We start from the raw sequence: 23544 nt of genomic DNA on the forward strand, positions 1-23544 counted from the left end.
TGATGCCGGGCACGCACGCCCCGCCGCACGGGCACCAACATGCAGGAGCAACGTGAGAATATCAACACCTTTGCGCAACATCGCCGCCAGCGCCCTGCTGGTGCTCGCCGTGCTGCTGGGCACCGGGGCTCTGCTGGGGTCAGCCGCCACCACCCTGGCCGACACCCCCGGGCCGCTGGGGCGCATCCTGGGCCCGCTGGCCACCGACCCCGAGCTGCGCCGGGTGCTGCCCGCGGAACTCGGCGCCGCGCTGGGGGACCGCATCACCCGGGACACCGCGGTGCCGCCGCAACTGGCCGGCCCGCTGCAAAATGCCATCGCCACCGCCGGCGGGGCACTGCTGGACGACCCCGGTTTCCCCGAGGCCTGGGGCACGACGATTGAGTCCGCCCGCGCCGACTTCACCTCCCGGCTGGCGGAGCCGGCACAGGGCGAACAGGTCACGCTGCGCCTTGACCTGGCCCCGCTGCTGGGCAGCGGATACGGCACCCTGCATGCGTCCCTCGACGGCTCCGCCCTGGGTGCCCTGTTGCCCGCGACCCTCTCGATGCCGCCCACCGTGCTCGACACCGGCTGGCCTGATGCGCAGCAGCTCCGGGCCGCAACCCTGAACGCCTGGCTGGAGGTGGCGCGGGCCTGGGGCTGGATGCTCGCCGGGGCCGTGGTGGCCGCCGCGGCTGGACTGCTGCTGGCCACCCGGGGCGGGCGGCCATGGGCGGTGCTCGCCGGCGGGTCCACGGCACTGGCATTGGGCGGCGCCGCGCGGCTGTGGTTCGGCAACCTCGGGACGGGGAATGCCACCGCACAGGCCTCCGGCGTGGAGAGCTTGGTCACCGGCCGGGTGCTTGCCGCACTGGGGGAGGAAGTGGGTACACTCGCCACGATCCTGGGCGGCGGCGGCATCGTGCTGGTGATCGCGGGGATCGGGTGGGCCATCTGGGCCGCCCGCGGGGAGCGGACCCCGAGACGCGGCTAGGCCGGTGGCGGAATCCACACCGCCGATTTTGCCCGCCCCAGTAGACTTGGACCCATGGCTACCAGTTCCACCGTTCAGGTCTCCCTTCCGATGCCCAAGATCCCGCGCACCCGTCGCAGCCCGGCGGAAATCGCCGCCGCGGCGCCGATCCAGGGCGAGCGCAACGTCCTGCTGGCCGCCCCGCGCGGCTACTGCGCCGGCGTCGACCGCGCGGTCATTGCGGTGGAAAAGGCGCTGGAGCACTACGGCGCCCCGGTCTACGTCCGCAAGCAGATCGTCCACAACCTGCACGTCGTTTCCACGCTCGAGGCCCGCGGCGCCATCTTCGTGGAGGAAAACGAGGAGGTGCCCGAGGGCGCGCTGGTTGTCTTCTCCGCCCACGGCGTGTCCCCGGCCGTGGTGCAGTCGGCCGCGGACCGCGGCCTGCGCACCATCGACGCGACCTGCCCGCTGGTCACCAAGGTGCACAAGGAAGCGGTGCGCTTCGCCAAGGACGACTACGAGATCCTGCTGATCGGGCACGAGGGCCACGAAGAGGTCGAGGGCACCTACGGCGAGGCCCCGGAGCACACGCAGATCGTGAACAATCCAGACGAGGCCGACACCATCGAGGTCAAGAACCCCGACAAGCTGATCTGGCTCTCGCAGACCACGCTCAGCGTCGACGAGACCATGGAGACGGTGCGCCGCCTGCGCGCCCGCTTCCCGAAGCTGCAGGATCCGCCCAGCGACGACATCTGCTATGCCACGACCAACCGCCAGGACGCGATCAAGGCCATCGCCCCGAAGAGCGACCTGGTCATCGTCGTCGGCTCCTCCAACTCCTCGAACTCGGTGCGCCTGGTGGAGGTTGCCCTGGAATACGGGGCGAAGGCCGCCCACCGCGTGGACTATGCCTCGGAGGTCGACGAGTCCTGGTTCGAGGGCGTGGCAACCGTCGGGGTGACCTCCGGCGCCTCGGTGCCCGAGGTCCTGGTCCGCGACGTGCTGGCACTGCTCGCCGAGTACGGCTACGGCAGCGTCGAGGAAGTCACCACGGCGCAGGAAGACATCCTCTTCTCACTACCCAAGGAGATCCGCGCCAAGCTCAAGGAGGCCGGGGACGACTCCCGCGGCCCGGGCGGGCGCATCACCAAGTCGGACATCAGCAGCTAGGCTCCCGGAGCGGCACCCCCACCGGGGACCGCACCTGCTAACCGTGGCGTGGCGCCCTCGCAACAGGCGGGCGCCACGCCACTGCCGCCTGGACACGCGCGGGCGCCGCCGGGACCCTCGCGTCCACCGCAAAACGGCGCCAGCAAGCACCGACACTTATTGGACGGTAGACTCTACTTCCGTGGCTCTTACAATCGGAATCGTCGGACTGCCCAATGTCGGCAAGTCAACAATGTTCAATGCTCTTACCCGCGCGCAGGTCCTCGCGGCCAACTATCCGTTCGCGACCATCGAACCCAACGTGGGTGTCGTGCCCTTGCCCGATGCCCGGCTGAAGGTGCTCGCGTCGATATTCGGCTCCGAGCGCATCCTGCCGGCAACCGTGTCCTTCGTGGACATCGCCGGCATCGTCAAGGGCGCCTCGGAGGGTGAAGGCCTGGGCAACAAGTTCCTGGCCAACATCCGCGAGGCCGAGGCGATCTGCCAGGTGACGCGCGTCTTCTCGGACCCCGACGTGATCCACGTCGACGGCAAGGTCGACCCGGCCTCGGATATCGAGACGATCGCCACCGAGCTGATCCTCGCCGACATGCAGACCATCGAGAACCAGCTGCCGCGCCTCGAGAAGGAGCTGCGCGCCAAGAAGATCGAGGCTTCCTTCATCGACGTGGTCAAGGCCGCGCAGAAGGTCCTCGAGGAGGGCAAGACCCTCTACTCCGCCGGCAAGGCGGCAGGCATCGACATCGAAGAGCTGGCCCCGCTGCAGCTGATGACCACCAAGCCCTTCATCTACGTCTTCAACACCGATGAGGAAGGCCTGGCCAACACCGAGATGCAGGCCGAGCTTTCAGCACTGGTCGCACCGGCCGAGGCCATCTTCCTTGATGCGCAGTTCGAATCCGAGCTGGCCGAGCTGACCGAGGAAGAAGCCGAGGAAATGCTGGAGGACGCCGGCTACACCGAGTCCGGCCTCGACAAGCTGGCACGCGTGGGCTTCGACACCCTGGGGCTGCAGACCTACCTGACCGCAGGACCGAAGGAAACCCGCGCCTGGACCATCCCCAAGGGCGCCACCGCCCCGCAGGCCGCCGGCGTCATCCACACCGACTTCCAGCGCGGCTTCATCAAGGCCGAGGTCTTCGGCTTCGAGGAATTGGTCGAGGCCGGATCCGTCGCCGCGGCCAAGTCCGCCGGCAAGGCGCGAATCGAAGGCAAGGAATACATCATGAAGGACGGCGACGTCGTGGAGTTCCGCTTCAACGTCTAGTTCCCGGCATGGAGAAATGGCGCAACTCGAGAGAGTTGCGCCATTTCTGCGTTCAGGCGGTTATCCCGCGAAGCGACCTGCGGCAGGGACGGCATCGGCTGGCCATCATGCCATACTCAGGAGGACAAGTACCTGATCCAGAAACACTTGGTTCGTGGCGCAGATCCAACCAAACGGAGCATCTGTGCCATTAGCCACCCATGATTCCGGTGATTTCGCTGCATTGGGTTTCATTGTCCGCTGAAACCGCAGGATGTCCATCGCAACCATTGGTTGTTTTAGTGTCCCGAAGCATGTTTCCTATAGTCAGCACTCTATTCGGAAAGGACAGCAGTTCGCAGGCACGTTTTCTCCAAGTGAAGGATTTCTCATGAACATGGAAAGTTTCGATTGGACGGGCATGGCACAAAAAGTTGCCATCGCCGTAATAATCCTGCTGGTGACTTGGCTGTTGGCCAAGTTGGTCAAGTGGGCCATTGGAAAACTCGTGGGGCGGGTTAAAGGGTTGCAGCGTCAAGGCAACGACGGACAACAACTGGGGGAATCACTCGGCAAAATTGCGGCACTGATCATCTGGCTCTTTGGGCTCGTTGCCATCCTGCAAGTCTTTGCACTCTCCGAGGTCTTGACCCCGGTGCAGGATCTGCTCGGCAAGGTCATGGCCTTCATCCCGAACCTCATTGGTGCGGGAATCATCTTCTTCATCGGGTACATGATCGCCAAGATCGTGCGGCAACTGGTGACCACGGCATTGGGTACCATCGATTTCAGCAGAATCACTGCCAGGTTCCGGCGCGGGACGGAAGAAGTCGACCCCGTCGCGACACGTGAACAGAACGCCAAGATCATCTCGGTCATTGGAAACCTGCTCTTTGCCATCATCATCATCGTGGTGGGCATTAGTGCCCTCCAGGTTTTGGGAATCGCTGCCATTTCGGATCCGGCCCAGCAGATGCTGACGATGATCATGAACGCGATCCCGCAAATCATCGCCGCGCTGATCTTGCTGGCCATTGGTTATATCATCGCCAAATTTGTCGGAACGATCCTGGAAAGCACACTTCAGGGAATCGGAACCGACTCGGTGGTGCACAGGTGGGGAATTGTCCCCGCCGACCGGAGTGCCTCGGGCATCATCGCGCTGCTGGTGAAGATCGCCATCATGTTGTTCTTCGGCATCATGGCGGCACGGCAGCTGAACTTCCCTGAAGTCACCAATATCCTCAACCAGATCCTGGCCCTTGGCGGCAGCGTGCTGTTCGGCGGGTTGATCATCGCGGCGGGATTCCTGATCGCCAACATCGTGGTCAAGATCGTCGGACCGGGAACGGCCGCCACGGTGATCCGTTGGGCCACCATCGCACTGTTCATCGCGATGGGCCTGAAGTACATGGGCATAGCCGATTCCATCATCAACATGGCCTTTGGCGCGGTGGTCATCGGCGGAGCGTTGGCCGCGGCACTGGCCTACGGCCTGGGTGGACGCGAAGCTGCCGCCCGGTCGCTGCAGAAGCTGGAAAACAAGCAGCCGCCGCCGGTTCCTCCGGCCCACGCCGGACCGGTCAACCCGATGGGCTAGGCATCGACAACAGGTGACGGCGGCGCAGGTTCGCCGTACGGCACCGGCAGGGCGGTTTCGGGAATTACTTCCGAAGCCGCCCTGCTTTATGCCGCGGGAGAGACGCACAGCGCGTGCCTGCCCATTGTGCCGCGCCGACCAAAACGGGGCCGCTCGGGCCCACCGCAAGTGCCGCAGCCTAGACCCGCCCGGTCTGGCTCGACCAAGTGTTCATGCGTGAGATAAGGCACGTTTAACACCAGATTTCCCAATAGGACTAGAATGGTTAATTGGGTCAGTCGTGGCCCCGACCCCCGAGACCCAAATTCTCTAGAAGAAGTGAGCCTTTTCGCATGTCAGATACCACCATCATCGCTCGTGAAGACCTGCGCAACGTAGCCATCGTTGCGCACGTTGACCACGGCAAGACCACCCTGGTCAACGCAATGCTCCAGCAGACCGGTGCGTTCGACAGCCACGGTGAAACCGAAGACCGCGTGATGGACTCTGGCGAGCTGGAACGCGAAAAGGGCATCACCATCCTGGCCAAGAACACCACCGTGTTCTACGAGGGGCCGGCAGCCAACGGCCACAAGATGACCATGAACATCATCGACACCCCCGGCCACGCCGACTTCGGCGGTGAGGTCGAGCGCGGCCTGTCCATGGTCGACGGCGTTGTGCTGCTCGTGGATGCCTCCGAGGGCCCGCTGCCGCAGACCCGCTTCGTGCTGCGCAAGGCACTCGTTGCCAACCTGCCGGTCATCATCGTGGTGAACAAGACCGACCGTCCCGATGCCCGCATCGACGGCGTCGTCTCCGATTCCATGGACCTGCTCCTCGGCCTGGCCTCCGACCTGGCCGACGAAGCCCCGGACCTGGACCTGGACAAGATCCTGAACGTCCCGGTCGTCTTCGCCTCGGGCAAGGCCGGCTTCGCCTCGGTGAACCAGCCCGCCGACGGCACCATGCCGGACAACGAGGACCTCGAGCCGCTGTTCGAGACCATCATCAAGCACGTCCCCGCCCCGACCTACACCGAGGGCGAAGTTCTTCAGGCACACGTCACCAACCTTGACGCTTCCCCGTTCCTGGGTCGCCTGGCGCTGATGCGCATCTTCAACGGCACCTTGCGCAAGGGCCAGCAGGTTGCATGGGCCCGCCAGGACGGCGAGCTCAAGACCGTAAAGATCACCGAACTGCTGGCCACCAAGGGCCTGACCCGTGTTCCGGCCGAGTCCGCTGGACCGGGCGAGATCGTCGCAGTTGCAGGCATCGAAGACATCATGATCGGCGAGACCCTCACCGACATCGAGAACCCGAAGCCGCTGCCGCTGATCACCGTCGACCCGCCGGCCATCTCGATGACCATCGGTATCAACACCTCGCCGCTGGCCGGCAAGGTCAAGGGTGCCAAGGTCACCGCCCGCCAGGTCAAGGACCGTCTTGACAAGGAACTGATCGGCAACGTTTCGCTGAACATCCTTCCGACCGAACGTCCGGATGCCTGGGAAGTCCAGGGTCGTGGCGAATTGGCACTGGCCATCCTCGTGGAGCAGATGCGTCGCGAAGGCTTCGAGCTGACCGTCGGCAAGCCGCAGGTTGTCACCAAGATGATCGACGGCAAGCTGCACGAGCCGATGGAGCACATGACCATCGACGTGCCCGAGGAATTCCTTGGCGCCGTGACCCAGCTGATGGCTGCCCGCAAGGGCCGCATGACCAACATGGCCAACCACGGCACCGGCTGGTGCCGCATGGAGTTCATGGTTCCGGCACGTGGCCTGATCGGCTTCCGTACCCGTTTCCTCACCGACACCCGCGGTGCGGGCATTGCCGCTTCGCTGGCCGAGGGCTACGAGCCTTGGGCCGGTCCGATCGAATACCGCACCAACGGTTCGATCGTGGCTGACCGCTCCGGCGTCGTCACCCCGTTCGCAATGATCAAGTTGCAGGAACGCATGTCCTTCTTCGTGGCACCGACCTCCGAGGTCTACGAGGGCATGATCGTCGGCGAGAACTCTCGCGCAGACGACATGGACGTGAACATCACCCGCGAAAAGCAGCTCACCAACATGCGTGCAGCTTCCTCGGACACCTTCGAGAACATGACTCCGCCGCGCAACCTGACTCTTGAGGAGTCCCTCGAATTCGCCCGTGAGGACGAGTGCGTTGAGGTTACCCCGGAGGCAATCCGTATCCGTAAGCTCATCCTGAACGCCGGCGACCGCGCCAAGTCCAACCGTGCCCGGGCCAAGAACTAATCAGGCACCAGGCTCCGTAGCCACCACCGTGTACAGCGTCTTGGCCGCATTTGCGGCCGGGGCGCTGGCCGCGGTGGTGGGTACTATCCTTCACGCTTCGATTAGCTACGCCGGGGACGTCCCGATTCCCTGGGGCGCCGCCCTGGCTCTGCTGCTGACCGGGGCCCTGACCTACTGGGTGGGGCTGCTGCGCGGCAAGCTGTGGGTTAGCGCCCTCGCCGGCTTGGCGACGTACGTGTTCGTGGCATTGATCGCGACCGACTCGAACAACCAGATGATCGTCTCGACCCAGTACTTCGAGCTGCTTCCGGGCCCGGCACTGGCCGGCGGCATTTGGGTGTACGGCATCATCGTGCCTGTCATCGTTGCGATCCTGTTGGCTTCCCGGCATTTGCGCAATGCTGCCCGGTCGCGCGGCTGATCCCCGGATTGGGACTGCCCGCAGCGCAATAAAACGCAATAACGGATTACTTCAGGCAAGGCCCCCGCAGTTCTGCGGGGGCCTTGCCTGATTTCCGGGACCTATGCGGTGCGGGGCTCGGACTTGCTTGACTTCATATCCAGGTGATGTGCCAGAAAGAGGGAGGTGGCCACCCCGTCGAACTCGGCATCGCGCATGGCGTAGTCCTCGATGACGGCGTGGATGCGCGACATCATCTCCTTCTGCGTGGCCTCGCTGAGCTTCAGGCCGACGCGCATGACCTGGATTTCCTGCGGAGCCAGGCCGTCGATTTCCTGCAGGAACGTGTCGACGAGCAGGGGTGCGGCGTCCGGCAGCTTGGTGCCCCACGAGAGTTTCGTGCTGCGGTAGGGCACTTCCTTGGCCCCTCGGTTGCCCCGGCGCGTCTCTTCGGCTGCGAGGAACCCGTTGGAGAGCAGGGTTCGCACATGGTGGAGCGAGGTCGCCGGATTGATGTCCAGCATGTCCGCTATTTCCTTGTTGGTACGCGATTCGTGCAAGCAAAGTCGCAGGATGCGAAGGCGGAGCGGGGAGCTCAACGCCCTGGCACGGGCCTGTACCTCTTCATCAGTGGCCATGTTTTTAGCATACGGGAAATCACGCCACTGATTGAAACTTTCAAATCGCTCGGCGTGTGGCTGGCGGCCGTGCGGGTCAGCCGCGCTGCCGCCGGGGCGGCGGGGGAGGGACGGCCTTGGCATGGGTGATTCCGGCGCGGTCGATGTGCACCAGTCCGCCGCGGGTCTCGATGAGCACCTGGGTCTCGGTCACCGAGCGCACGTGGCCCAGCGCGTCGGTGAATTGCTCTCCGGCGTTTCCCCGCTCGTCGGGTGCCAGGCGATAGCGAATGACCACGCGGGCGCCGACCTGGATCGTGGAAAGGAAATCCGGACTCATGTCTCGAGTCTAGGCCGGGATGCACCCCGGGACGGCCCCTCCGGCCTTGATGTGTCCGAGGCCACATTCGGGTCCCCGGGCGCTGTTCGACGGGGCAAAGCGGCCCCAACGGTACTAAGCTATTGGAGAGCATGCATAGCCGCGTGCCGCATGACCAAACAGTTCATGATTCGTTGTAAAGGAAGGCCCCGGGTACCGTGACCTACATCATCGCCCAGCCGTGCGTCGACGTCAAAGACAAGGCGTGCATCGAGGAATGCCCCGTGGATTGCATCTACGAGGGCGAACGCTCGCTGTACATCCACCCCGACGAATGCGTTGACTGCGGCGCCTGCGAACCGGTGTGCCCGGTGGAGGCCATTTACTACGAGGACGACGTCCCGGACCAGTGGGCCGACTACTACAAGGCCAATGTGGAGTTCTTCGACGAGGTCGGTTCCCCCGGCGGCGCGGCCAAGCTCGGCAACATGGGCATTGACCACCCGATCATCTCCGCCCTCCCGCCCCAAATCCAGGACTGACCGCCGCCACCATGCTGACGCTTCCTGACTACCCCTGGAATGCCCTTGCCCCGTACGCGGCCCGCGCCGCCGAGCACGAGGGCGGGGCCGTGAACCTCTCCATCGGCACCCCCGTTGATCCGACCCCCGAGGTGATCACCCAGGCCTTGCGCGAGGGCGCAAATGCCCCGGGCTACCCGACCACCCATGGCACGGTTCAGCTGCGCGAGGCCATCGTGCATTGGTTTGCCCGCCGGCGCGACGTGCGTGGCCTGGCCGCCGACGACGTCATGCCGACCGTCGGCTCCAAGGAGCTGGTGGCCTGGCTGCCGCTGCTGCTGGGCCTGGGTGCCGGCGACCTGGTGGTCCGCCCGCTCGTCGCCTACCCCACCTACGACATCGGCGCGCAGCTCGCAGGGGCCGACTCGATCGCCGCGGATTCGCTGGAGGACCTCTCCGAGGCCGACCGCGCGCGCGTGAAACTGGTGTGGGTCAACTCGCCGGGCAACCCCACGGGCATCGTCCGCGGTGTTGCGGAACTGAAGGCGCTCGTCGATGACGCTCGCTCGCTGGGCGCGGTGGTGGCCTCGGATGAATGTTACGCCGAACTCGGCTGGGGCGAACACGAGTCGGGCGTTCCGAGCGTCCTTCACGAATCCGTCTGCGGCGGGGACTTCACCGACCTGCTGAGTGTGTACTCGTTGTCCAAGCAGTCGAACATCGCCGGCTACCGGGCCGCCTTCGTGGCCGGGGCCCCGAACCTGATGCCCGCGCTGGTCAACAACCGCAAGCACGCGGGAATGATCGTGCCGGCTCCGGTGCAGTCCGCCATGATTGCGGCACTGAACGACGACGACCATGTCAGGACACAAAAAGATCTTTACCGGGCACGCCGCGAGGCGCTCGTCCCGGCACTCGGGGCATTCGGTTTGCGCATCGTTGACTCGGTCGGCGGGCTGTACCTGTGGTGCACCGCGGACGAGGACTGCTGGACCACCCTCGGTCGGCTTGCCGAGCTGGGCATCGTGGCCGGTCCCGGCGCGTTCTACGGGACCGCCGGGGAGAACTTCGTGAGGATCGCGCTGACCGCCAGCGACGAGCGCATTGCAAGCGCCGTCGAGCGGTTGAATGCGGCAGCCTGAAAGACAAGCGTGACCAACCAATTGGTGCCAATCGCCTACTAAAAGGTAGCGTGACAGTGATTACTGACCATCGGATTCATCTGCATTCCGGTTAGGAGAGACAATGACGGATAACAATTCTGCTCAGCTCAGCTTCGGCGGCAACAACATCGAACTCCCTGTTGTGCCCGCGGTAGAAGGCAACAATGGCTTTAACATCGCACCCCTGTTGAAGGCGACAGGTGGCGTGACATACGACCCCGGCTTCATGAACACTGCGGCAACCAAGTCCGCAATCACCTTTATCGACGGCGACGCGGGCATCCTGCGCTACCGCGGCTACCCGATCGAGCAGCTCGCCGAGAAGTCCAGCTTCCTGGAGACCAGCTACCTGCTGATCTACGGCAACCTGCCCTCGGCCACCGAGTTGGAAAACTTTGACCAGAAGATCCGCCGGCACACCCTGCTGCACGAGGAGCTTAAGGGCTTCTTCGGCGGCTTCCCGCGCGACGCGCACCCGATGCCGGTGCTGTCCTCGGCCGTGTCGGCGCTGTCCACCTGGTACCAGGATTCGCTGGACCCGTTCAACGAGGAGCAGGTCGAGCTCTCGACCATCCGCCTGTTGGCCAAGATGCCGGTGCTTGCAGCCTACGCGCACAAGAAGTCCATCGGCCAGGCACTGCTGTACCCGGACAACTCGATGAACCTGGTCGAGAACTTCATGCGCCTGAGCTTCGGCCTGGCCGCCGAACCGTATGACATGGACCCGGTCATGGTCAAGGCCCTTGACCAGCTGCTGATCCTGCACGCGGACCACGAGCAGAACTGTTCCACCTCCACGGTGCGCCTGGTCGGTTCCTCCAACGCGAACATGTTCGCCTCGGTCTCCGCCGGCATCAACGCCCTCTTCGGCCCCGCCCACGGCGGCGCCAACGAGGCGGTGCTGAAGATGCTGCGCCAGATCCAGTCCGACGGACTGAAGCCCGCGGACTTCATGGAGAAGGTCAAGAACAAGGAAGACGGCGTCCGCCTCATGGGATTCGGGCACCGTGTCTACAAGAACTACGATCCGCGCGCCAAGATCATCAAGAACACGGCCCACGAGATCCTGGGCAAGCTCGGCGGCAACGACGAGCTGCTGGACATCGCGATGTCCCTCGAAGAGCGCGCACTGAACGATGACTACTTCATCTCGCGCAAGCTCTACCCGAACGTCGACTTCTACACCGGCCTGATCTACAAGGCCATGGGCTTCCCGGAGAAGATGTTCACCGTGCTCTTCGCCATCGGCCGCCTGCCGGGCTGGATTGCCCAGTGGCGCGAAATGATCCAGGACCCGGAAATGAAGATCGGGCGTCCGCGCCAGCTCTACATCGGCGAGTCCGAGCGCAGCTACCCGAACAACTAGGGACGTCCGGCAGGCGTCGCAGGGAGTCATTCCCGCGGCCCTCGGCCGGCAGCATTGCATCCCCGGGGGTCGGTGCCGTCGCAGGAGTAAATCTCCTTCGACGGCACCGACCCCTTTTGCATGCGCGGCCGGCTGCATCAGGTCTCCGGAATTTCGGGGCAAACCTGCGATTCCGGGCTTATCCTAGAGATAGGCGAGCGATTTCAAGGAAACGGGTGTGCACACATGGTGCTGGAGTCTGGTTCGGGTTGGAAGGTTTCGGCGGATATCGACAAGGAGATGTTGCTGGCGCTGTATTTCCGGGATCTGGCGGCCATCGAGCCCGTGGATGCCATGTTCCTCGCGCCGCTGACTCCCCGGGTCAAGCCGGCCGCCGCACGCGAGGGAGCGGTGATTGCCGCCGGCGAGCTGCGCCAGGAATGGCAGAGCTGGTGGGAGAGGATCCTTGCCGATGACCATCCGACCATCGACATCGACGCGGAACCGGATTTTGCGGGCTTCTCCGATTCGCCGAGCCTGCAGCACCTTCTGCGGGCCCACTACGGCAATGCCTACACCTGGACGCAGAACCGGCTGGGGGAGTACCGGGAATACTGCCAGGACAATACCAAGGAGCGGCTGGCGCTGCTGGCCCATCTCTTTGCCGAACGCGAGCTGGAGGGCAGGAACGTCGATGACCTGCACCTGAAGCTGGTCGAGCTTCCGCTGTCCGAACGCCGTGCCTGGTTCGTGGAACCGAACACGGTGATCCTGAGCCAGGAACTGATGCGGGACGCGACGCTTTTCCGCAGCTACCTGCAGCCCATCATCGAACTGATGACCTAGGCGCGCAGGCTGGGCGTCATTTCGGGGAACCGGCCAGGGAGATGATGACGTACCCGTCGGTGGTTGCCGCCGGCACCCAGCGGCCCTCGGCGCGGTTCCACACGAGCCCGGCGTAGGAGACCGATTCGATGTTGTGCTTCTGCGCGTTGGCCACTGCCCACTGGGCGGTGGCCCAGCCCTGTTGCCCGCGCACCGGAATCCGCACGTTGTTTCCGGACGGCTCGTCGGCATCCTTGCCGGTGGCCGCCAACAGGTCGGCCGCCACCGACTTCGCCGAGCCGGCGGCCTCCGCCGGGCGCAGCGTGCAATTGAGCGTGGAGGGGGAGGCCCCGGTCAGTGCCGAGGCAAAGGCACTGGCCTTCTCCTCGTGCTGGGCGTAGGCCCCGGGGTACGCCGAGCGCTGCACCTTCTGCGCCGCATCGGTCAGTGCCATGGACTGGTAGTCGAAGGTCTCCAGCTCCTGGAAAAAGCGGTTCGCCGCATAGACCGGATCCTGGACCTGCGCCTCGGTGCCCCAGCCCATGGACGGACGCTGCTGGAACAGGCCCTTGGAGTCGGGGCCGGCGTTGTCGCCGTAGTCGATGTTGGTGAGCTTGGATTCCTGGATGGCGGTGGCGATCCCGATGGTGGCGGCCCGCGTGGGCATGCCGCGCTTGCCGGCGACCCCGGCGATCACCGCGGCATTCGACGCCTGGTCGGGGGTCAGGGTGTGCAGCGTGGAACCCACCAGGGCGGTGCATTTCTGGCGCACCACCGTGGCATCGATCCCGATGAAGTTCACCGCTGCGTAGAGCCCACCCGCGATGAGCCCCAGGGCAAGCACCAGGGCCAGCAGGGTGCGGCCCCAGCGTCGGGGCCCGCGGTGCCGGCCGTGGTGCTGCTCGGCGCCCCGCGAGCCCAACGCGAGAACGCGTTGGTGTGCGTTAGTTGGCATGCAGGACGCTGTTCAATTCGACGTGTTGGCCGGCGCGCGGCAGTGCCTCCACGGCGCCGGTAAGGGAGTTGCGGCGGAAGAGCAGGTTGGAGACGCCGGAGAGTTCCGAGGCCTTGACCACCGCGTCCCCGAGCTGGACGCGGGTCCCGGCGGTGACGTACAGCCCGGCCTCGACGACCGAGTCGTCCCCGATGGAAATGCCCACGCCGGAGTTGGCGCCCAGCAGCACGCGTTCGCCGATGACGATCTTTTCCTTGCCGCCGCCGGAGAGGGTGCCCATGATGGAGGCGCCGCCGCCCACGTCCGAGCCGTTGCCCACCACGACCGAGGCGGAGATCCGGCCCTCGACCATGGAGGCGCCCAGGGTGCCGGCGTTGAAGTTCACGAAGCCCTCGTGCATGACGGTGGTGCCGGGGGCCAGGTGGGCACCGAGGCGGACGCGGCCGCCGTCGGCAACGCGCACGCCGGCGGGAACGACGTAGTCGAGCATGCGCGGGAACTTGTCGACCCCGTACACGGTCAGCGCCCCGCGGGAGCGCAAGCGCAGGCGGGTGCGCTCGAAGTCGGCCACGGCGCAGGGCCCGAAGTTCGTCCACACCACGTTCTGCAGCAGGCCAAAGGCCCCCTCGAGGTTGACGTTGTTCGGGGTCACCAGGCGGTGGGAGAGCAGGTGCAGGCGCAGCCAGACGTCCGCGGTGTCGGCGGGGGCGACGTCGAGGTTGATCTCCAGGGCGATGACCGCCTGGGTCGTGCCGCGCTCGGCGTCGTCGCGGGCCGCGGCGGCCAGGTCGCCGGAGATCTGTGCCGCGTCGTCCAGCTCGCCCATGACGGGCGCGGGGAACCAGGCGTCCAGAACCGCGCCGTCGGCGGCATAGGTGGCCAGGCCGTGGGCCGAGGCGATCCTGAGGTCTTGCGCGGAAGCGGGCGTTGCGTTGGTGTCTACCGAAGTCATGAATCAATCCTAGCGCGGGCACCGTACTAACCTTGGAATGTGCACAGCAAACCCAGCCCCGAGTACCCCGCCGTCCCCGCCACGCCCATCGACCTGGACCTGCATGGGGACGTTGCCGACCTGACCGCCCGCCTGATGGACATCGAGTCCGTTTCCGGCAACGAAACCGCACTGGCCGATGCCGTCGAAGCCGCGCTGCGCAGGGTTCCGGGCCTGTCGCTGCACCGTGACGGGGACGCGATCGTGGCCCGCACGATGCTGGGCCGCGCCGAACGGGTGATCCTGGCCGGGCACCTGGACACCGTGCCGCTGCCCACGACCCCCGGTGCCCGGGGAACCGTGCCGGTGAGCTGGGACGGGGAGACGCTCTACGGCCGCGGGGCGACCGACATGAAGGGCGGGGTGGCGGTCCAGCTTGCCCTGGCCGCGACGCTGGCGGACCCGAACCGCGACGTCACCTACATCTTCTACGACCACGAGGAAGTCGAGGGCTCGAAGTCGGGCCTCGGCCGGCTCTTCCGCAACAGCCCGGAATTGCTTGGCGGCGACTTTGCCATCCTGCTCGAACCCACCAACGGCACGGTGGAGGGTGGCTGCAACGGCACCAGCCGCTACAAGGTGCGCACCCGCGGCGTCGCAGCCCACTCGGCCCGCGCCTGGATGGGCGAAAACGCCATCCACGCCGCCGCGCCGATCCTGGCGATCCTGGCCGACTACGAACCGCGGACCGTGGACGTTGACGGACTGGAATACCGCGAGTCGCTCAACGCCGTGCGGATCAACGGTGGCATTGCCGGGAACGTGATCCCGGACTACTGCGAGGTCGAGGTCAACTACCGCTTCGCGCCGGACAAGGACGTGGCGGCCGCCGAGGCCCACGTCTTCGAGCTCTTCAAGGGCTTCGAGATCGTTCGCACCGACGGCGCCCCGGGTGCCAGGCCCGGGCTGCGCCATCCGGCGGCGGCCTCCTTCGTCGCGGCGGTGGGACAGACGCCGAAGCCGAAGTTCGGCTGGACCGATGTGGCGCGGTTCTCCGAGCTGGGCATCCCGGCGGTGAACTTCGGGCCGGGCGATGCGCTGCTGGCCCATTCGGACGACGAACATGTCACCCGCACCGCCATCCACGACTGCCTGGGCGCCCTGCGCCGCTGGCTGGGCGGGGAACCCTCCGCCCTCCCCGGCGGCGGAGCCTAGCCGCGGGGCCTTCGGGCCGTGCCGCCAACGCGCAAGGGCCGGGCCGCGGTCGGTTCTCGTGGAAAACGAGAGCGACTGCGGCCCGGCCCCTAAACGTGCCGTGCGCGGGGCCGAGGCACCCGCAGCGGATCAGGTGGCGGATCCTCCGGGCAGCTTGGTGTTGAGGTCCGCGACCACGACGGGCACCGCCGGGTCCTGGGGCTTGCCCGCACTGATGCCGCGGCTGCTCAGGCGACGGGCGACAACGGAGGCCAGCTTCGAGAGCGCGAAGTTGATCAGGATGAAGATGGCTGCGGCGACAACGAGTCCCTGCAGCACATTCGCGTTGCCGGTGCCGATGAGCTTGGCGTTGAAGAGCAGCTCGTTGAAGTTGATGATGTACCCCAGCGCGGAGTCCTTCAAGATGACCACGAACTGGCCGATCAGTGCCGGCAGCATGGCAATCAGTGCCTGCGGGATCTCGACGTTGCGCAGCGACTGCCCCCGCGTCAGGCCGATGGCAATGCCCGCCTCGCGCTGGCCCTTGGGCAGGCCGAAGACGCCTGAGCGGATGAGTTCCGCGACGATCGAGCCGTTGTAGAGGGTCAGGCCCACGACGACCGCGACGAACGGCGAATCGCTGGGGGCCACCATCCCGGAGCGCGCCAGGATGATCCAGAGGAAGATCATCATCAGCAGCACCGGCACCGCGCGGAAGAACTCCACGACGATCGAGCTGATCCAGTTGACCACCTTGTTGGTGGACAGCCGTCCGATGCCGAAGATGAAGCCGAAGAGCATCGAGGTGACGATCGCGACGGCAGCCGCCCGCAGCGTGTTCAACAGGCCCGGGAGCAGGTAGTTCTCCCAAATGGAGCCCTTGCCGAAGACCGACCACTTCTCTGCGGTCAGCTGTCCGGCATCGTTCAGGACCTTGTAGAGGTAGTAGACCAGGGCAAGGGCCAGCAGCACGCCGATGACGTTGATGACGACGACGCGGCGCCGCGCCTTGGGCCCGGGGGCGTCAAAGAGTACGGATTCGGAGACTTTCATCGTGCCACCGCCAACTTCTTGGATAGGTACGTGGTGAGCAGGCCGACGGGGATCACGACGATCACGAAGAACACGGCGATGGTGAGGAAGATCAGGATTCCCACATCGGCGCGGAACTCAAGCATGGTCTTCATGAGGCCCGAGATCTCGGCCACCGAACCGGCCACGGCGACGGTGGTGTTCTTGATCAGCGCGATCAGGACGTTGCCCAGCGGGGCAATGGCTCCGCGGAAGGCCTGCGGCAGGATGACCAGTCGGGCGGCGGGCATGAAGCTCAACCCGATGGCGCGGGCCGCCTCGGCCTGTCCCAGGGGGACGGTGTTGACGCCCGAACGGATGGCCTCGCACACGAATGCGGAATGGTAGATCGTCAATCCGAGGATCGCGATCTGGAAGAAGTTGAGATTGAAATCCGAGCTGAACTGGACCTGGAACACGCCGAACAACACCAGCACGCCAAAGGCCATGATGATGGTCAGCGGGGTGTTTCGGAAAATGTTCACGTACGAGGTGCCGAAGGCACGGAAGCTGGGCACCGGCGAAATTCGCATCAGAGCCAGGATCGTGCCCAGGACCAACGACCCGATGGCTGCCCAAAAGGTCAGCTGCAGGTTGCCCCAGAAGGCGGACACCATTTGTCCGCCGTATTCATCCCACAGGGAAAGGTAGCCTTGCATGGCTTACTCCTTTAGGGTGCGATTGGTTCGGGACCCACCCAGCGCGGATCGCGCGCCGGATGGGTCCCATGGAGAAACGGTCAGCGGCTAGGCGCAGGCCTCGGGCTTCGGGGGGTTCAGCTTCGCGTTGGGCGAGTAGCCGGTGCCCTCGGTGTTTGCCTGGAGCGCCTTCTCCCATTCGCCGGAGTCGATCATCTTCGTGATGGCAGTGTTGATGTCGGCGCAGGTGGTGGCGTCCTTGCTCAGGCCAACCCCGTACTTCTCCTCGGAGAACGTGTTGCCCACGACCTTGAACTTGCCCTTGTTGGCCTCGGTTGCAGCCAGGCCGGCCAGGATGATGTCATCGGTGGTGACCGCGTCGATGCCGCCGGTTTCCAGCAGACCCAGGCAGTCGGCGTAGCCGCCCTGCTCAACCAGGCTCACGCCGGGGTAGGAATCGGAAACCTTCTTGGCCGACGTCGATCCTGTCACGGAGCAAAGCTTCTTGCCGGTCAGGGTTTCCGGGCCGGTGATGGAGGTGTCGTCCTGGCGGACCAACAGGTCCTGGCCGGCAACGAAGTACGGTCCGGCGAAGGCGACGCGCTCCTTGCGGGTGTCGGTGATCGAGTAGGTCGCGAAGATCATGTCGACCTGCTTTGTCTCGAGCAGGGTTTCGCGGTTGGCCGACGGTGCCGAGACCCATTCGATCTTGTCCTCGGCGAAGCCGAGTTCCTTCGCCACGTACTTGGCAACATCGACGTCGAAGCCCTTGTACGCTTCGCCGTCCTTGAACCCGAGTCCTGGCTGGTCGAACTTGATGCCGATCTTGACCGTGTCGCCGTCACCGGCATCGCCTCCGGACCCGCCGCAACCGGTCAGGGCCAGGGCCGCGGCTGCTGCCATGGCTGCTACTGCTGAAATGCGAGACTTACGCATCGTTTCTCCTTGTTGTGATCAAGGATGAGAGCGAGTTTCTCATCCATCGAACTAAGAACGTCGTGAAATGGCTTTAGTGGGTGATGAGCTTGCCGAGGAAATCCTTGGCCCGCGCGCTCTGGGGGTTGGTGAAGAACTGCTCGGGCGTGGATTCCTCGACGATCTGGCCGCCGTCCATGAAAATCACGCGGTCGGCGGCCTTGCGGGCGAAGCCCATTTCGTGGGTCACCACGATCATGGTCATGCCCTCCTTGGCCAGGCCGATCATGGTGTCGAGGACCTCGTTGATCATTTCGGGGTCCAGTGCGGAGGTCGGCTCGTCAAAGAGCATGACCTTCGGACGCATGGCCAGGGCACGGGCGATGGCCACGCGCTGCTGCTGCCCGCCGGAGAGCTGTGCCGGTAGCTTGTCCTTCTGGTTGGCAACGCCAACACGTTCCAGCAGGGACATGGCGAGCTTGTCGGCCTCGGCCTTCTTCATGCCCTTGGCCTTGATCGGGCCAAGGGTGACGTTCTCCAGAATGGATTTGTGCGCGAAGAGATTAAATGACTGGAAAACCATGCCGACATCGGCACGGAGTTTGGCCAGCATCTTGCCTTCCTCGGGCAACACCTTCCCATCGATTTCGATGGTTCCGGTGTCGATGGTTTCGAGGCGGTTGATGGTGCGGCATAGGGTCGATTTGCCCGAGCCGGATGGGCCCAGAACGACGACGACCTCACCCTTGCTGACTTCAAGGTTGATGTTCTGTAGAACATGGAGTTGGCCATAGTGCTTGTTCACCGCGGAGAGCCTGACGATGGGAGTCAGGTCCGACTTAGCGCTATTCGAGTGGGAATCAGTGCTCATGACAAGAACCCTATCCGAAGTGACGCGCTTCACGACCATAATTTGAACAGCCGATGCCAAATCTTTGCCTAATTGCGCCACGACGCGGCCAGTCGGACGCGGTATTGCCGTTACAGTGGAGGGCATGCATCGCCAGAATTCGCACTCCAAGAACTTTGATTCACTGCCCGACCCGGCGCGCCGAAAAGGCTCGGTGGTGTTGCGCCGCTCGCAGGCCAAGACCGAGCAGTCCGACGCCTATCTGCTCGATACGCGCGAGGACGAGGATTTCACCCATTCGGATCCGTGGCGCGTCCTGCGCATCCAGAGCGAATTCGTTGAAGGATTTGGTGCCCTTGCCGGTCTGGGTCCGGCCATCAGTGTGTTCGGTTCGGCTCGTACCCCGCGCGGATCCGAACGTTATATACAGGCCGAGAAGATCGGCGAGCTGATTGCCGCCGCAGGGGTGGCCGTGATCACCGGTGGTGGTCCCGGGGCCATGGAGGCCGCGAACAAGGGGGCTGTGGCTGCCGGGGGCATCTCGGTCGGATTGGGCATCGAGCTCCCATTCGAAACCGGACTCAACGAGTGGGTGGACCTGGGGATCAATTTCCGCTACTTCTTCGCCAGGAAAACAATGTTCGTCAAGTACTCCCAGGGCTTTATTGTTTTGCCCGGTGGATACGGAACCTTGGATGAACTCTTTGAGGCGCTGACCCTCGTGCAAACGGAAAAGGTCACAGGATTCCCCATTGTTTTGGTCGGCATCGCGTATTGGAGCCCGCTTCTGGAATGGCTTCGAAACACCGTTGCCGTGGACGGTGCAATTTCCGTTTCGGATCTCGACTTGATTCACGTGACGGACGATATCGAAGAAGCCGTGGATATTGTCGTCAATTCAGCCAGGCCCAATGGCTTTGTCGTGGCTGAATAAATTCCCGATACGGATCGAAAACAGCAGGGGAGCACGCGTTGGTCTACATGTTGCTGGTGGTCGCCATCGTAATCCTGGGCACAGCAGTGTGCTTGGGCATCGGCACCAGGCGGAGCCGGACCGGTCGGGACGGGCGGCGCTTTGAGCCGATCCGTGGTCCCGTGCAGGGGCTGGTCGAACCTGTGGCCACCCTTCCTCCGGTGCTCCTTCCCGAGCAGCCGAAGGCCGAGGATGTGGAGAAGGTGGGCTTTTCACTGGCGCTGCGTGGATATCGCTGTGATCAGGTTGACGAGGTCCTGGATTCCCTTTCCGCCGAGTTAAGTCGGTTGCATGAGGTCATCGCGGCACACGGAAAAGAGCCTGTGATTAGCAACACGAGCCATTCTTCGGAATAATAGGACGTAGCAAGTTGAAAGCGGATCACGATTATCCAGGTTCGCCGATTAACTCACCACCGGGTGGGGCCCAAAAGGCCTTTACCTCAAATGAAAGGGAACAGCGCTAATGGCTGCGATGAAACCACGTACCGGGGATGGTCCGATGGAAGTCACCAAGGAAGGCCGTAGCCTGATCATGCGTGTACCGATTGACGGTGGCGGGCGTCTGGTTGTTGAACTTAATGCCGCTGAAGCCGCCGAGTTGCGCGATTGCTTGGTAGGCGCCACCGAGTAAGACTCGGTGTCGGAACGCCGCGGGGCGGGGACTTGGCCGGTATGGCCGGGTGCCCGCCCCGTTGTTTGTTGCGCAGTTTCAATCTTCCTGGAATCCGGGCGATTCCGGGGGAGTGAGCTAGCCGATCCGGGCGGCGAGCTGCAGGCCAAGTCCTGTCGGGACCAAAGAGCTGACAAAGCGTTCGTCCTCGCGCAGCAACCGGGTTGCATTGCGCGTGGCCACGGTGCTGGGCTGGCGCACGGCCGGCTTGGGGACGCGGTGCTGGTCGAAGGCGTCGTGCACGATGACCAGGCCGCCGACCTTGACCAGGCGGATCCCCTGGGTGACGTACTCCAGAAGGTGCGTCTTGTCCGCATCGATGAACACCAGGTCGTAGGCGCCGTCGGTGAGACGGGGCAGCACCGCCTGGGCGCGGCCGGAAATGGCGCGGGTGCGGGAGCCATCGACCCCGGCGTCGTGGAAGGCCGTCCGGGCCGCGGCAAGGTGGTCGACATCGATATCAATGGTCGTCAGCGCGGAGTGCTTGCCCGCCCCACGCAACAGGCTGGTACCCGAGACCCCGACGCCGGTGCCGATTTCGACCATGTTCCTGGCCCCGGAGATCGCGGCGAGGACCGCAAGGAAATTGGCAGTGGCCGCTCCCACGGATTCCACGCCAAGTTCGCGTCCGCGTTCGCGGGCGCGCTCAAGCACCGCATCCTCCTGGGCCTGGGCCTGTGCGTATGTCCAGCTGCTAAAGATGTCCAGGTTCATGGGTGTGCGGCAAATCCTTTGAGGTGCGGTGCGTTGCGGGTTGGTGCCATGGCCAGCCCGGTGAAGGCGGCAGGGGCAGGCGGCGGCTTCCCTGATGATGCCGCTAGGCCCATCCTATCCTTGTCCCGGGCGCAGTCAGGGGAGAAAGCAAAACAATGAAGCGACACAGCTTGCTTTCAGCTTGTGCTCAGGAGCCTGAGCCAGACTTGTTGACGTGAACGCAATGAATCTGTCCTTGACCAGCGACGTACGCTCCCTTGACGAGCCTGCGGAGTTCGAAGTTCCGAGTTGGGACGAGATCGTCAGGGACCATTCGCCGCGGGTCTACCGGCTGGCCTATCGCTTGACCGGCAACCGGCAGGACGCCGAGGACCTGGCCCAGGAGACGTTCGTGCGGGTCTTCCGTTCGCTTCACACCTTCACTCCCGGCACGATCGGCGGCTGGCTGCACCGGATCACGACCAACTTGTTCCTTGACCAGGCGCGGCGCAAGTCCCGGATCCGCTTTGACGGCCTTGCCGAGGGTGCCGAGGCGAAGATCCCCGGGACCTCGCCGGGCCCGGAACGAAGCTTCGAATACAACAACCTGGACGTCGATGTCCAGGCGGCACTGGACGCGTTGAGCCCCGAATTCCGGGCGGCGGTGGTCCTGTGCGACCTCGAGGGCCTCTCCTATGAGGAGGTCTCGGAGGCGCTGAACGTCAAGCTCGGCACGGTTCGGTCGCGCATCCATCGTGGCCGGGGAATGCTGCGCGAAAAGCTGGCCCACCGCAACCCGGCCGTCAGGCCCGCGGCAACCATGGCGTTGCCCAAGATCCGGCGGACGATCCCGGGAGTGCGCTAGGGCATGCATCGTTTTGAACGTTGGATGGGCCGATACGTGGACGGCCGGCTGGACCCTCGCCGTGCCGACGCCCTGGAAAGGCACGTGCGGAACTGCGCCGCGTGTACGGCGGCTCTTGAATCGACGCAGCGCGGCCACGGGAGATTGGCCACGCCCCCGGGCCGCCCCCCGGTTCCGCTAAATGCGCAGACCCTGCTCGGTGCCAACTATTCGCTGCCGCGTGAGCACGGTGCCGGACGATCCCGGACGAACGGATTCGTGCCGATGGCCGTGTTGCTGCTGCTCTTCGCCCTGGTGGGCTCGATCGCGGCGATGTCCTGGTTCCTCGGTGCGCCGGCCGCGCTCGGCGCCCCGGAGCGAGATCCGGCCGAATCCTGGAATGCCTCGGCCCGCAGCCTGGATGCGGAGGCCCTGAACCAGTTGCGCCAGGCCGGCTGGACATGCCCGGTCATCGAGGCGGCGGGGTTCAGCCTTACCTCGGCCACTGGGGTTACGGACAAGGGCGAGTCGACGGTCAGGCTGGTGCTCAGCGACGAAGTGCACACCGTGGAGCTGGCCGAGACACGCGCGTTGGGCGGGAGCCAAGGCGCCCCCCTGCAGAAGTCCATGGCCGCCTCGGCGAGCACCGATCCGACCTCCGGCATGCTGACCGAGCTGGGACACCGTTTGGGTGCCAAGGCCGCTGCCGCCGTCACGTATGCTGAGGGGACCGCCACGTTGAACATGGAGGGCGTGCGCTACGAGGTCTCCTCGGACCTTTCCAAGGCGGACGTGGAACGGGTCCTGCAGCGGCTGGTGGTGGGCGAACACACGCGCATTGTGTCGCTGGATCCCTCGACCGAGAAATTCTCGCAACGCCTGCTGCGAGGCTTTTCCCGCCTCATGGTGTTGGACTTCAAATAGGCGATGGCCTCATCGCAGCGCGAAAGCAGGTAGTCTACAAAGGTGTTTTTGGGAATCAATGGCAGTGAACTGCTGGTGCTTGCGGTGCTCGCGGTGGTTATCCTGGGCCCCGAGAAACTTCCGGAGTACGCCGCGCAGTTGGCGCGCCTGGTCAGGGAGCTGCGCCGCATGGCCACCGGTGCCAAGGAGCAGCTGCGTGAGGAAGTCGGCGACGACATCGCCGACATGGACTGGCGGAAGCTTGACCCGCGCCAGTACGACCCGCGCCGGATCATCAAGGACGCGCTACTCGAGGACTTCGAGGACGCCGTGGTGGCCGCCAAGGAGGCACCTGCCGTCCAGCAGCGTCCGGTGGCGATCGCCAAGATCGCCCCGTTGGCCCCGCACGAGCCGGCACCATATGACAACGAGGCGACCTAGCCACCGCGGGGACCACACCCCACCGACGGGTTCAGCAGGCGGCATCCCCTTGGG

The 23544-nt window shown here is 64.7% G+C and carries 26 protein-coding genes; 17 read left to right on the forward strand and 9 right to left on the reverse strand.

Annotation, left to right across the window (positions count from 1 at the left end; all coding sequences use genetic code 11):
* Positions 1 to 52: 52 nt before the first annotated feature.
* From KRR55_RS10450 to KRR55_RS10475, 6 genes are all read left to right on the forward strand, one after another.
* A complete protein-coding gene (locus KRR55_RS10450) occupies positions 53 to 976 on the forward strand; it encodes a hypothetical protein (protein ID WP_217389038.1) in 924 nt (307 codons plus the stop codon).
* Between the two features lie 54 nt (positions 977 to 1030).
* The gene (locus KRR55_RS10455; protein WP_217389039.1) at positions 1031 to 2131 is read left to right on the forward strand and encodes a 4-hydroxy-3-methylbut-2-enyl diphosphate reductase; all 1101 of its coding nucleotides are present in this window, start codon (positions 1031 to 1033) and stop codon (positions 2129 to 2131) included.
* Positions 2132 to 2312: 181 nt separating this feature from the next.
* Positions 2313 to 3398, forward strand: a complete 1086-nt coding sequence (gene ychF / locus KRR55_RS10460) for a redox-regulated ATPase YchF (RefSeq protein WP_217389040.1) — start codon at positions 2313 to 2315, stop codon at positions 3396 to 3398.
* Between the two features lie 376 nt (positions 3399 to 3774).
* Positions 3775 to 4977 (forward strand): mechanosensitive ion channel, encoded by a 1203-nt coding sequence (locus KRR55_RS10465; protein ID WP_336245093.1) that lies wholly within the window; start codon positions 3775 to 3777, stop codon positions 4975 to 4977.
* 332 nt (positions 4978 to 5309) lie between these two features.
* The gene (typA, locus tag KRR55_RS10470; RefSeq protein ID WP_217389042.1) at positions 5310 to 7220 is read left to right on the forward strand and encodes a translational GTPase TypA; all 1911 of its coding nucleotides are present in this window, start codon (positions 5310 to 5312) and stop codon (positions 7218 to 7220) included.
* A 28-nt stretch (positions 7221 to 7248) separates the two neighbouring features.
* Positions 7249 to 7641: a hypothetical protein gene (locus KRR55_RS10475; RefSeq protein WP_217389043.1), complete on the forward strand. Its 393-nt coding sequence runs from the start codon at positions 7249 to 7251 to the stop codon at positions 7639 to 7641.
* A 101-nt stretch (positions 7642 to 7742) separates the two neighbouring features.
* Here KRR55_RS10475 and KRR55_RS10480 read toward each other — a convergent pair whose 3' ends face one another.
* Positions 7743 to 8258: a helix-turn-helix domain-containing protein gene (locus tag KRR55_RS10480; protein ID WP_217389044.1), complete on the reverse strand. Its 516-nt coding sequence runs from the start codon at positions 8256 to 8258 to the stop codon at positions 7743 to 7745.
* 76 nt (positions 8259 to 8334) lie between these two features.
* Positions 8335 to 8577, reverse strand: a complete 243-nt coding sequence (locus KRR55_RS10485) for a putative acetyltransferase (protein WP_254456084.1) — start codon at positions 8575 to 8577, stop codon at positions 8335 to 8337.
* A 197-nt stretch (positions 8578 to 8774) separates the two neighbouring features.
* Between KRR55_RS10485 and fdxA the strand changes: the two genes are divergently transcribed.
* The 4 genes from fdxA (at position 8775) to KRR55_RS10505 (ending at position 12431) form a co-directional block, all read left to right on the forward strand.
* Complete coding sequence (gene fdxA / locus KRR55_RS10490) at positions 8775 to 9098, forward strand: ferredoxin (RefSeq protein WP_217389045.1); 324 nt, start codon at positions 8775 to 8777, stop codon at positions 9096 to 9098.
* Between the two features lie 11 nt (positions 9099 to 9109).
* Positions 9110 to 10219: a succinyldiaminopimelate transaminase gene (dapC, locus tag KRR55_RS10495; protein WP_217389046.1), complete on the forward strand. Its 1110-nt coding sequence runs from the start codon at positions 9110 to 9112 to the stop codon at positions 10217 to 10219.
* 103 nt (positions 10220 to 10322) lie between these two features.
* Positions 10323 to 11606, forward strand: a complete 1284-nt coding sequence (locus tag KRR55_RS10500) for a citrate synthase (protein ID WP_217389047.1) — start codon at positions 10323 to 10325, stop codon at positions 11604 to 11606.
* Positions 11607 to 11831: 225 nt separating this feature from the next.
* The gene (locus KRR55_RS10505) at positions 11832 to 12431 is read left to right on the forward strand and encodes a hypothetical protein (RefSeq protein ID WP_217389048.1); all 600 of its coding nucleotides are present in this window, start codon (positions 11832 to 11834) and stop codon (positions 12429 to 12431) included.
* Positions 12432 to 12447: 16 nt separating this feature from the next.
* Here the strand turns inward: KRR55_RS10505 and KRR55_RS10510 are convergent, their stop codons facing one another.
* Complete coding sequence (locus KRR55_RS10510; RefSeq protein WP_254456085.1) at positions 12448 to 13365, reverse strand: hypothetical protein; 918 nt, start codon at positions 13363 to 13365, stop codon at positions 12448 to 12450.
* Entirely contained in the window at positions 13355 to 14317 is a 963-nt protein-coding gene (dapD, locus tag KRR55_RS10515; RefSeq protein ID WP_217389049.1) for a 2,3,4,5-tetrahydropyridine-2,6-dicarboxylate N-succinyltransferase, read from the reverse strand. The genes KRR55_RS10510 and dapD overlap by 11 nt, the downstream gene beginning before the upstream one ends.
* Positions 14318 to 14356: 39 nt before the next feature.
* Between dapD and dapE the strand changes: the two genes are divergently transcribed.
* The gene (dapE, locus tag KRR55_RS10520) at positions 14357 to 15511 is read left to right on the forward strand and encodes a succinyl-diaminopimelate desuccinylase (RefSeq protein WP_217389050.1); all 1155 of its coding nucleotides are present in this window, start codon (positions 14357 to 14359) and stop codon (positions 15509 to 15511) included.
* 129 nt (positions 15512 to 15640) lie between these two features.
* On the opposite strand, the gene KRR55_RS10525 is transcribed toward dapE, so the two are convergent.
* The 4 genes from KRR55_RS10525 to KRR55_RS10540 form a co-directional block, all read right to left on the reverse strand.
* The gene (locus tag KRR55_RS10525; RefSeq protein ID WP_217389051.1) at positions 15641 to 16543 is read right to left on the reverse strand and encodes an amino acid ABC transporter permease; all 903 of its coding nucleotides are present in this window, start codon (positions 16541 to 16543) and stop codon (positions 15641 to 15643) included.
* A complete protein-coding gene (locus tag KRR55_RS10530; protein WP_217389052.1) occupies positions 16540 to 17220 on the reverse strand; it encodes an amino acid ABC transporter permease in 681 nt (226 codons plus the stop codon). The genes KRR55_RS10525 and KRR55_RS10530 overlap by 4 nt, the downstream gene beginning before the upstream one ends.
* Positions 17221 to 17307: 87 nt before the next feature.
* Entirely contained in the window at positions 17308 to 18135 is an 828-nt protein-coding gene (locus KRR55_RS10535) for a glutamate ABC transporter substrate-binding protein (protein ID WP_217389053.1), read from the reverse strand.
* Between the two features lie 73 nt (positions 18136 to 18208).
* Positions 18209 to 18985, reverse strand: a complete 777-nt coding sequence (locus KRR55_RS10540; protein WP_254456086.1) for an amino acid ABC transporter ATP-binding protein — start codon at positions 18983 to 18985, stop codon at positions 18209 to 18211.
* Positions 18986 to 19109: 124 nt separating this feature from the next.
* Between KRR55_RS10540 and KRR55_RS10545 the strand changes: the two genes are divergently transcribed.
* From KRR55_RS10545 to KRR55_RS10555, 3 genes are all read left to right on the forward strand, one after another.
* On the forward strand, positions 19110 to 19898 hold the full coding sequence (locus tag KRR55_RS10545; RefSeq protein WP_217389054.1) for an LOG family protein: 789 nt from the start codon (positions 19110 to 19112) through the stop codon (positions 19896 to 19898).
* A gap of 47 nt (positions 19899 to 19945) precedes the next feature.
* Positions 19946 to 20293: a DivIVA domain-containing protein gene (locus tag KRR55_RS10550; protein ID WP_217389255.1), complete on the forward strand. Its 348-nt coding sequence runs from the start codon at positions 19946 to 19948 to the stop codon at positions 20291 to 20293.
* Between the two features lie 109 nt (positions 20294 to 20402).
* Complete coding sequence (locus KRR55_RS10555) at positions 20403 to 20570, forward strand: DUF3117 domain-containing protein (RefSeq protein ID WP_217389055.1); 168 nt, start codon at positions 20403 to 20405, stop codon at positions 20568 to 20570.
* A 117-nt stretch (positions 20571 to 20687) separates the two neighbouring features.
* Here the strand turns inward: KRR55_RS10555 and KRR55_RS10560 are convergent, their stop codons facing one another.
* Complete coding sequence (locus tag KRR55_RS10560) at positions 20688 to 21323, reverse strand: O-methyltransferase (RefSeq protein ID WP_217389056.1); 636 nt, start codon at positions 21321 to 21323, stop codon at positions 20688 to 20690.
* Between the two features lie 223 nt (positions 21324 to 21546).
* Between KRR55_RS10560 and sigE the strand changes: the two genes are divergently transcribed.
* Genes sigE through KRR55_RS10575 form a run of 3 tightly spaced genes read left to right on the forward strand, consistent with a single transcriptional unit; the run spans position 21547 to position 23490 of the window.
* Positions 21547 to 22167 carry an RNA polymerase sigma factor SigE gene (gene sigE, locus KRR55_RS10565; protein ID WP_217389256.1) on the forward strand — a complete coding sequence of 207 codons (621 nt, stop codon included), beginning with the start codon at positions 21547 to 21549 and terminating at the stop codon, positions 22165 to 22167.
* Positions 22168 to 22170: 3 nt separating this feature from the next.
* Positions 22171 to 23070 (forward strand): anti-sigma factor family protein, encoded by a 900-nt coding sequence (locus tag KRR55_RS10570; RefSeq protein ID WP_217389057.1) that lies wholly within the window; start codon positions 22171 to 22173, stop codon positions 23068 to 23070.
* 42 nt (positions 23071 to 23112) lie between these two features.
* Positions 23113 to 23490, forward strand: a complete 378-nt coding sequence (locus KRR55_RS10575; RefSeq protein WP_217389058.1) for a sec-independent translocase — start codon at positions 23113 to 23115, stop codon at positions 23488 to 23490.
* Positions 23491 to 23544: the final 54 nt, after the last annotated feature.

Origin of the sequence: Paeniglutamicibacter quisquiliarum (assembly GCF_019084045.1) — a bacterium.
GTDB lineage: Bacteria > Actinomycetota > Actinomycetes > Actinomycetales > Micrococcaceae > Paeniglutamicibacter > Paeniglutamicibacter quisquiliarum.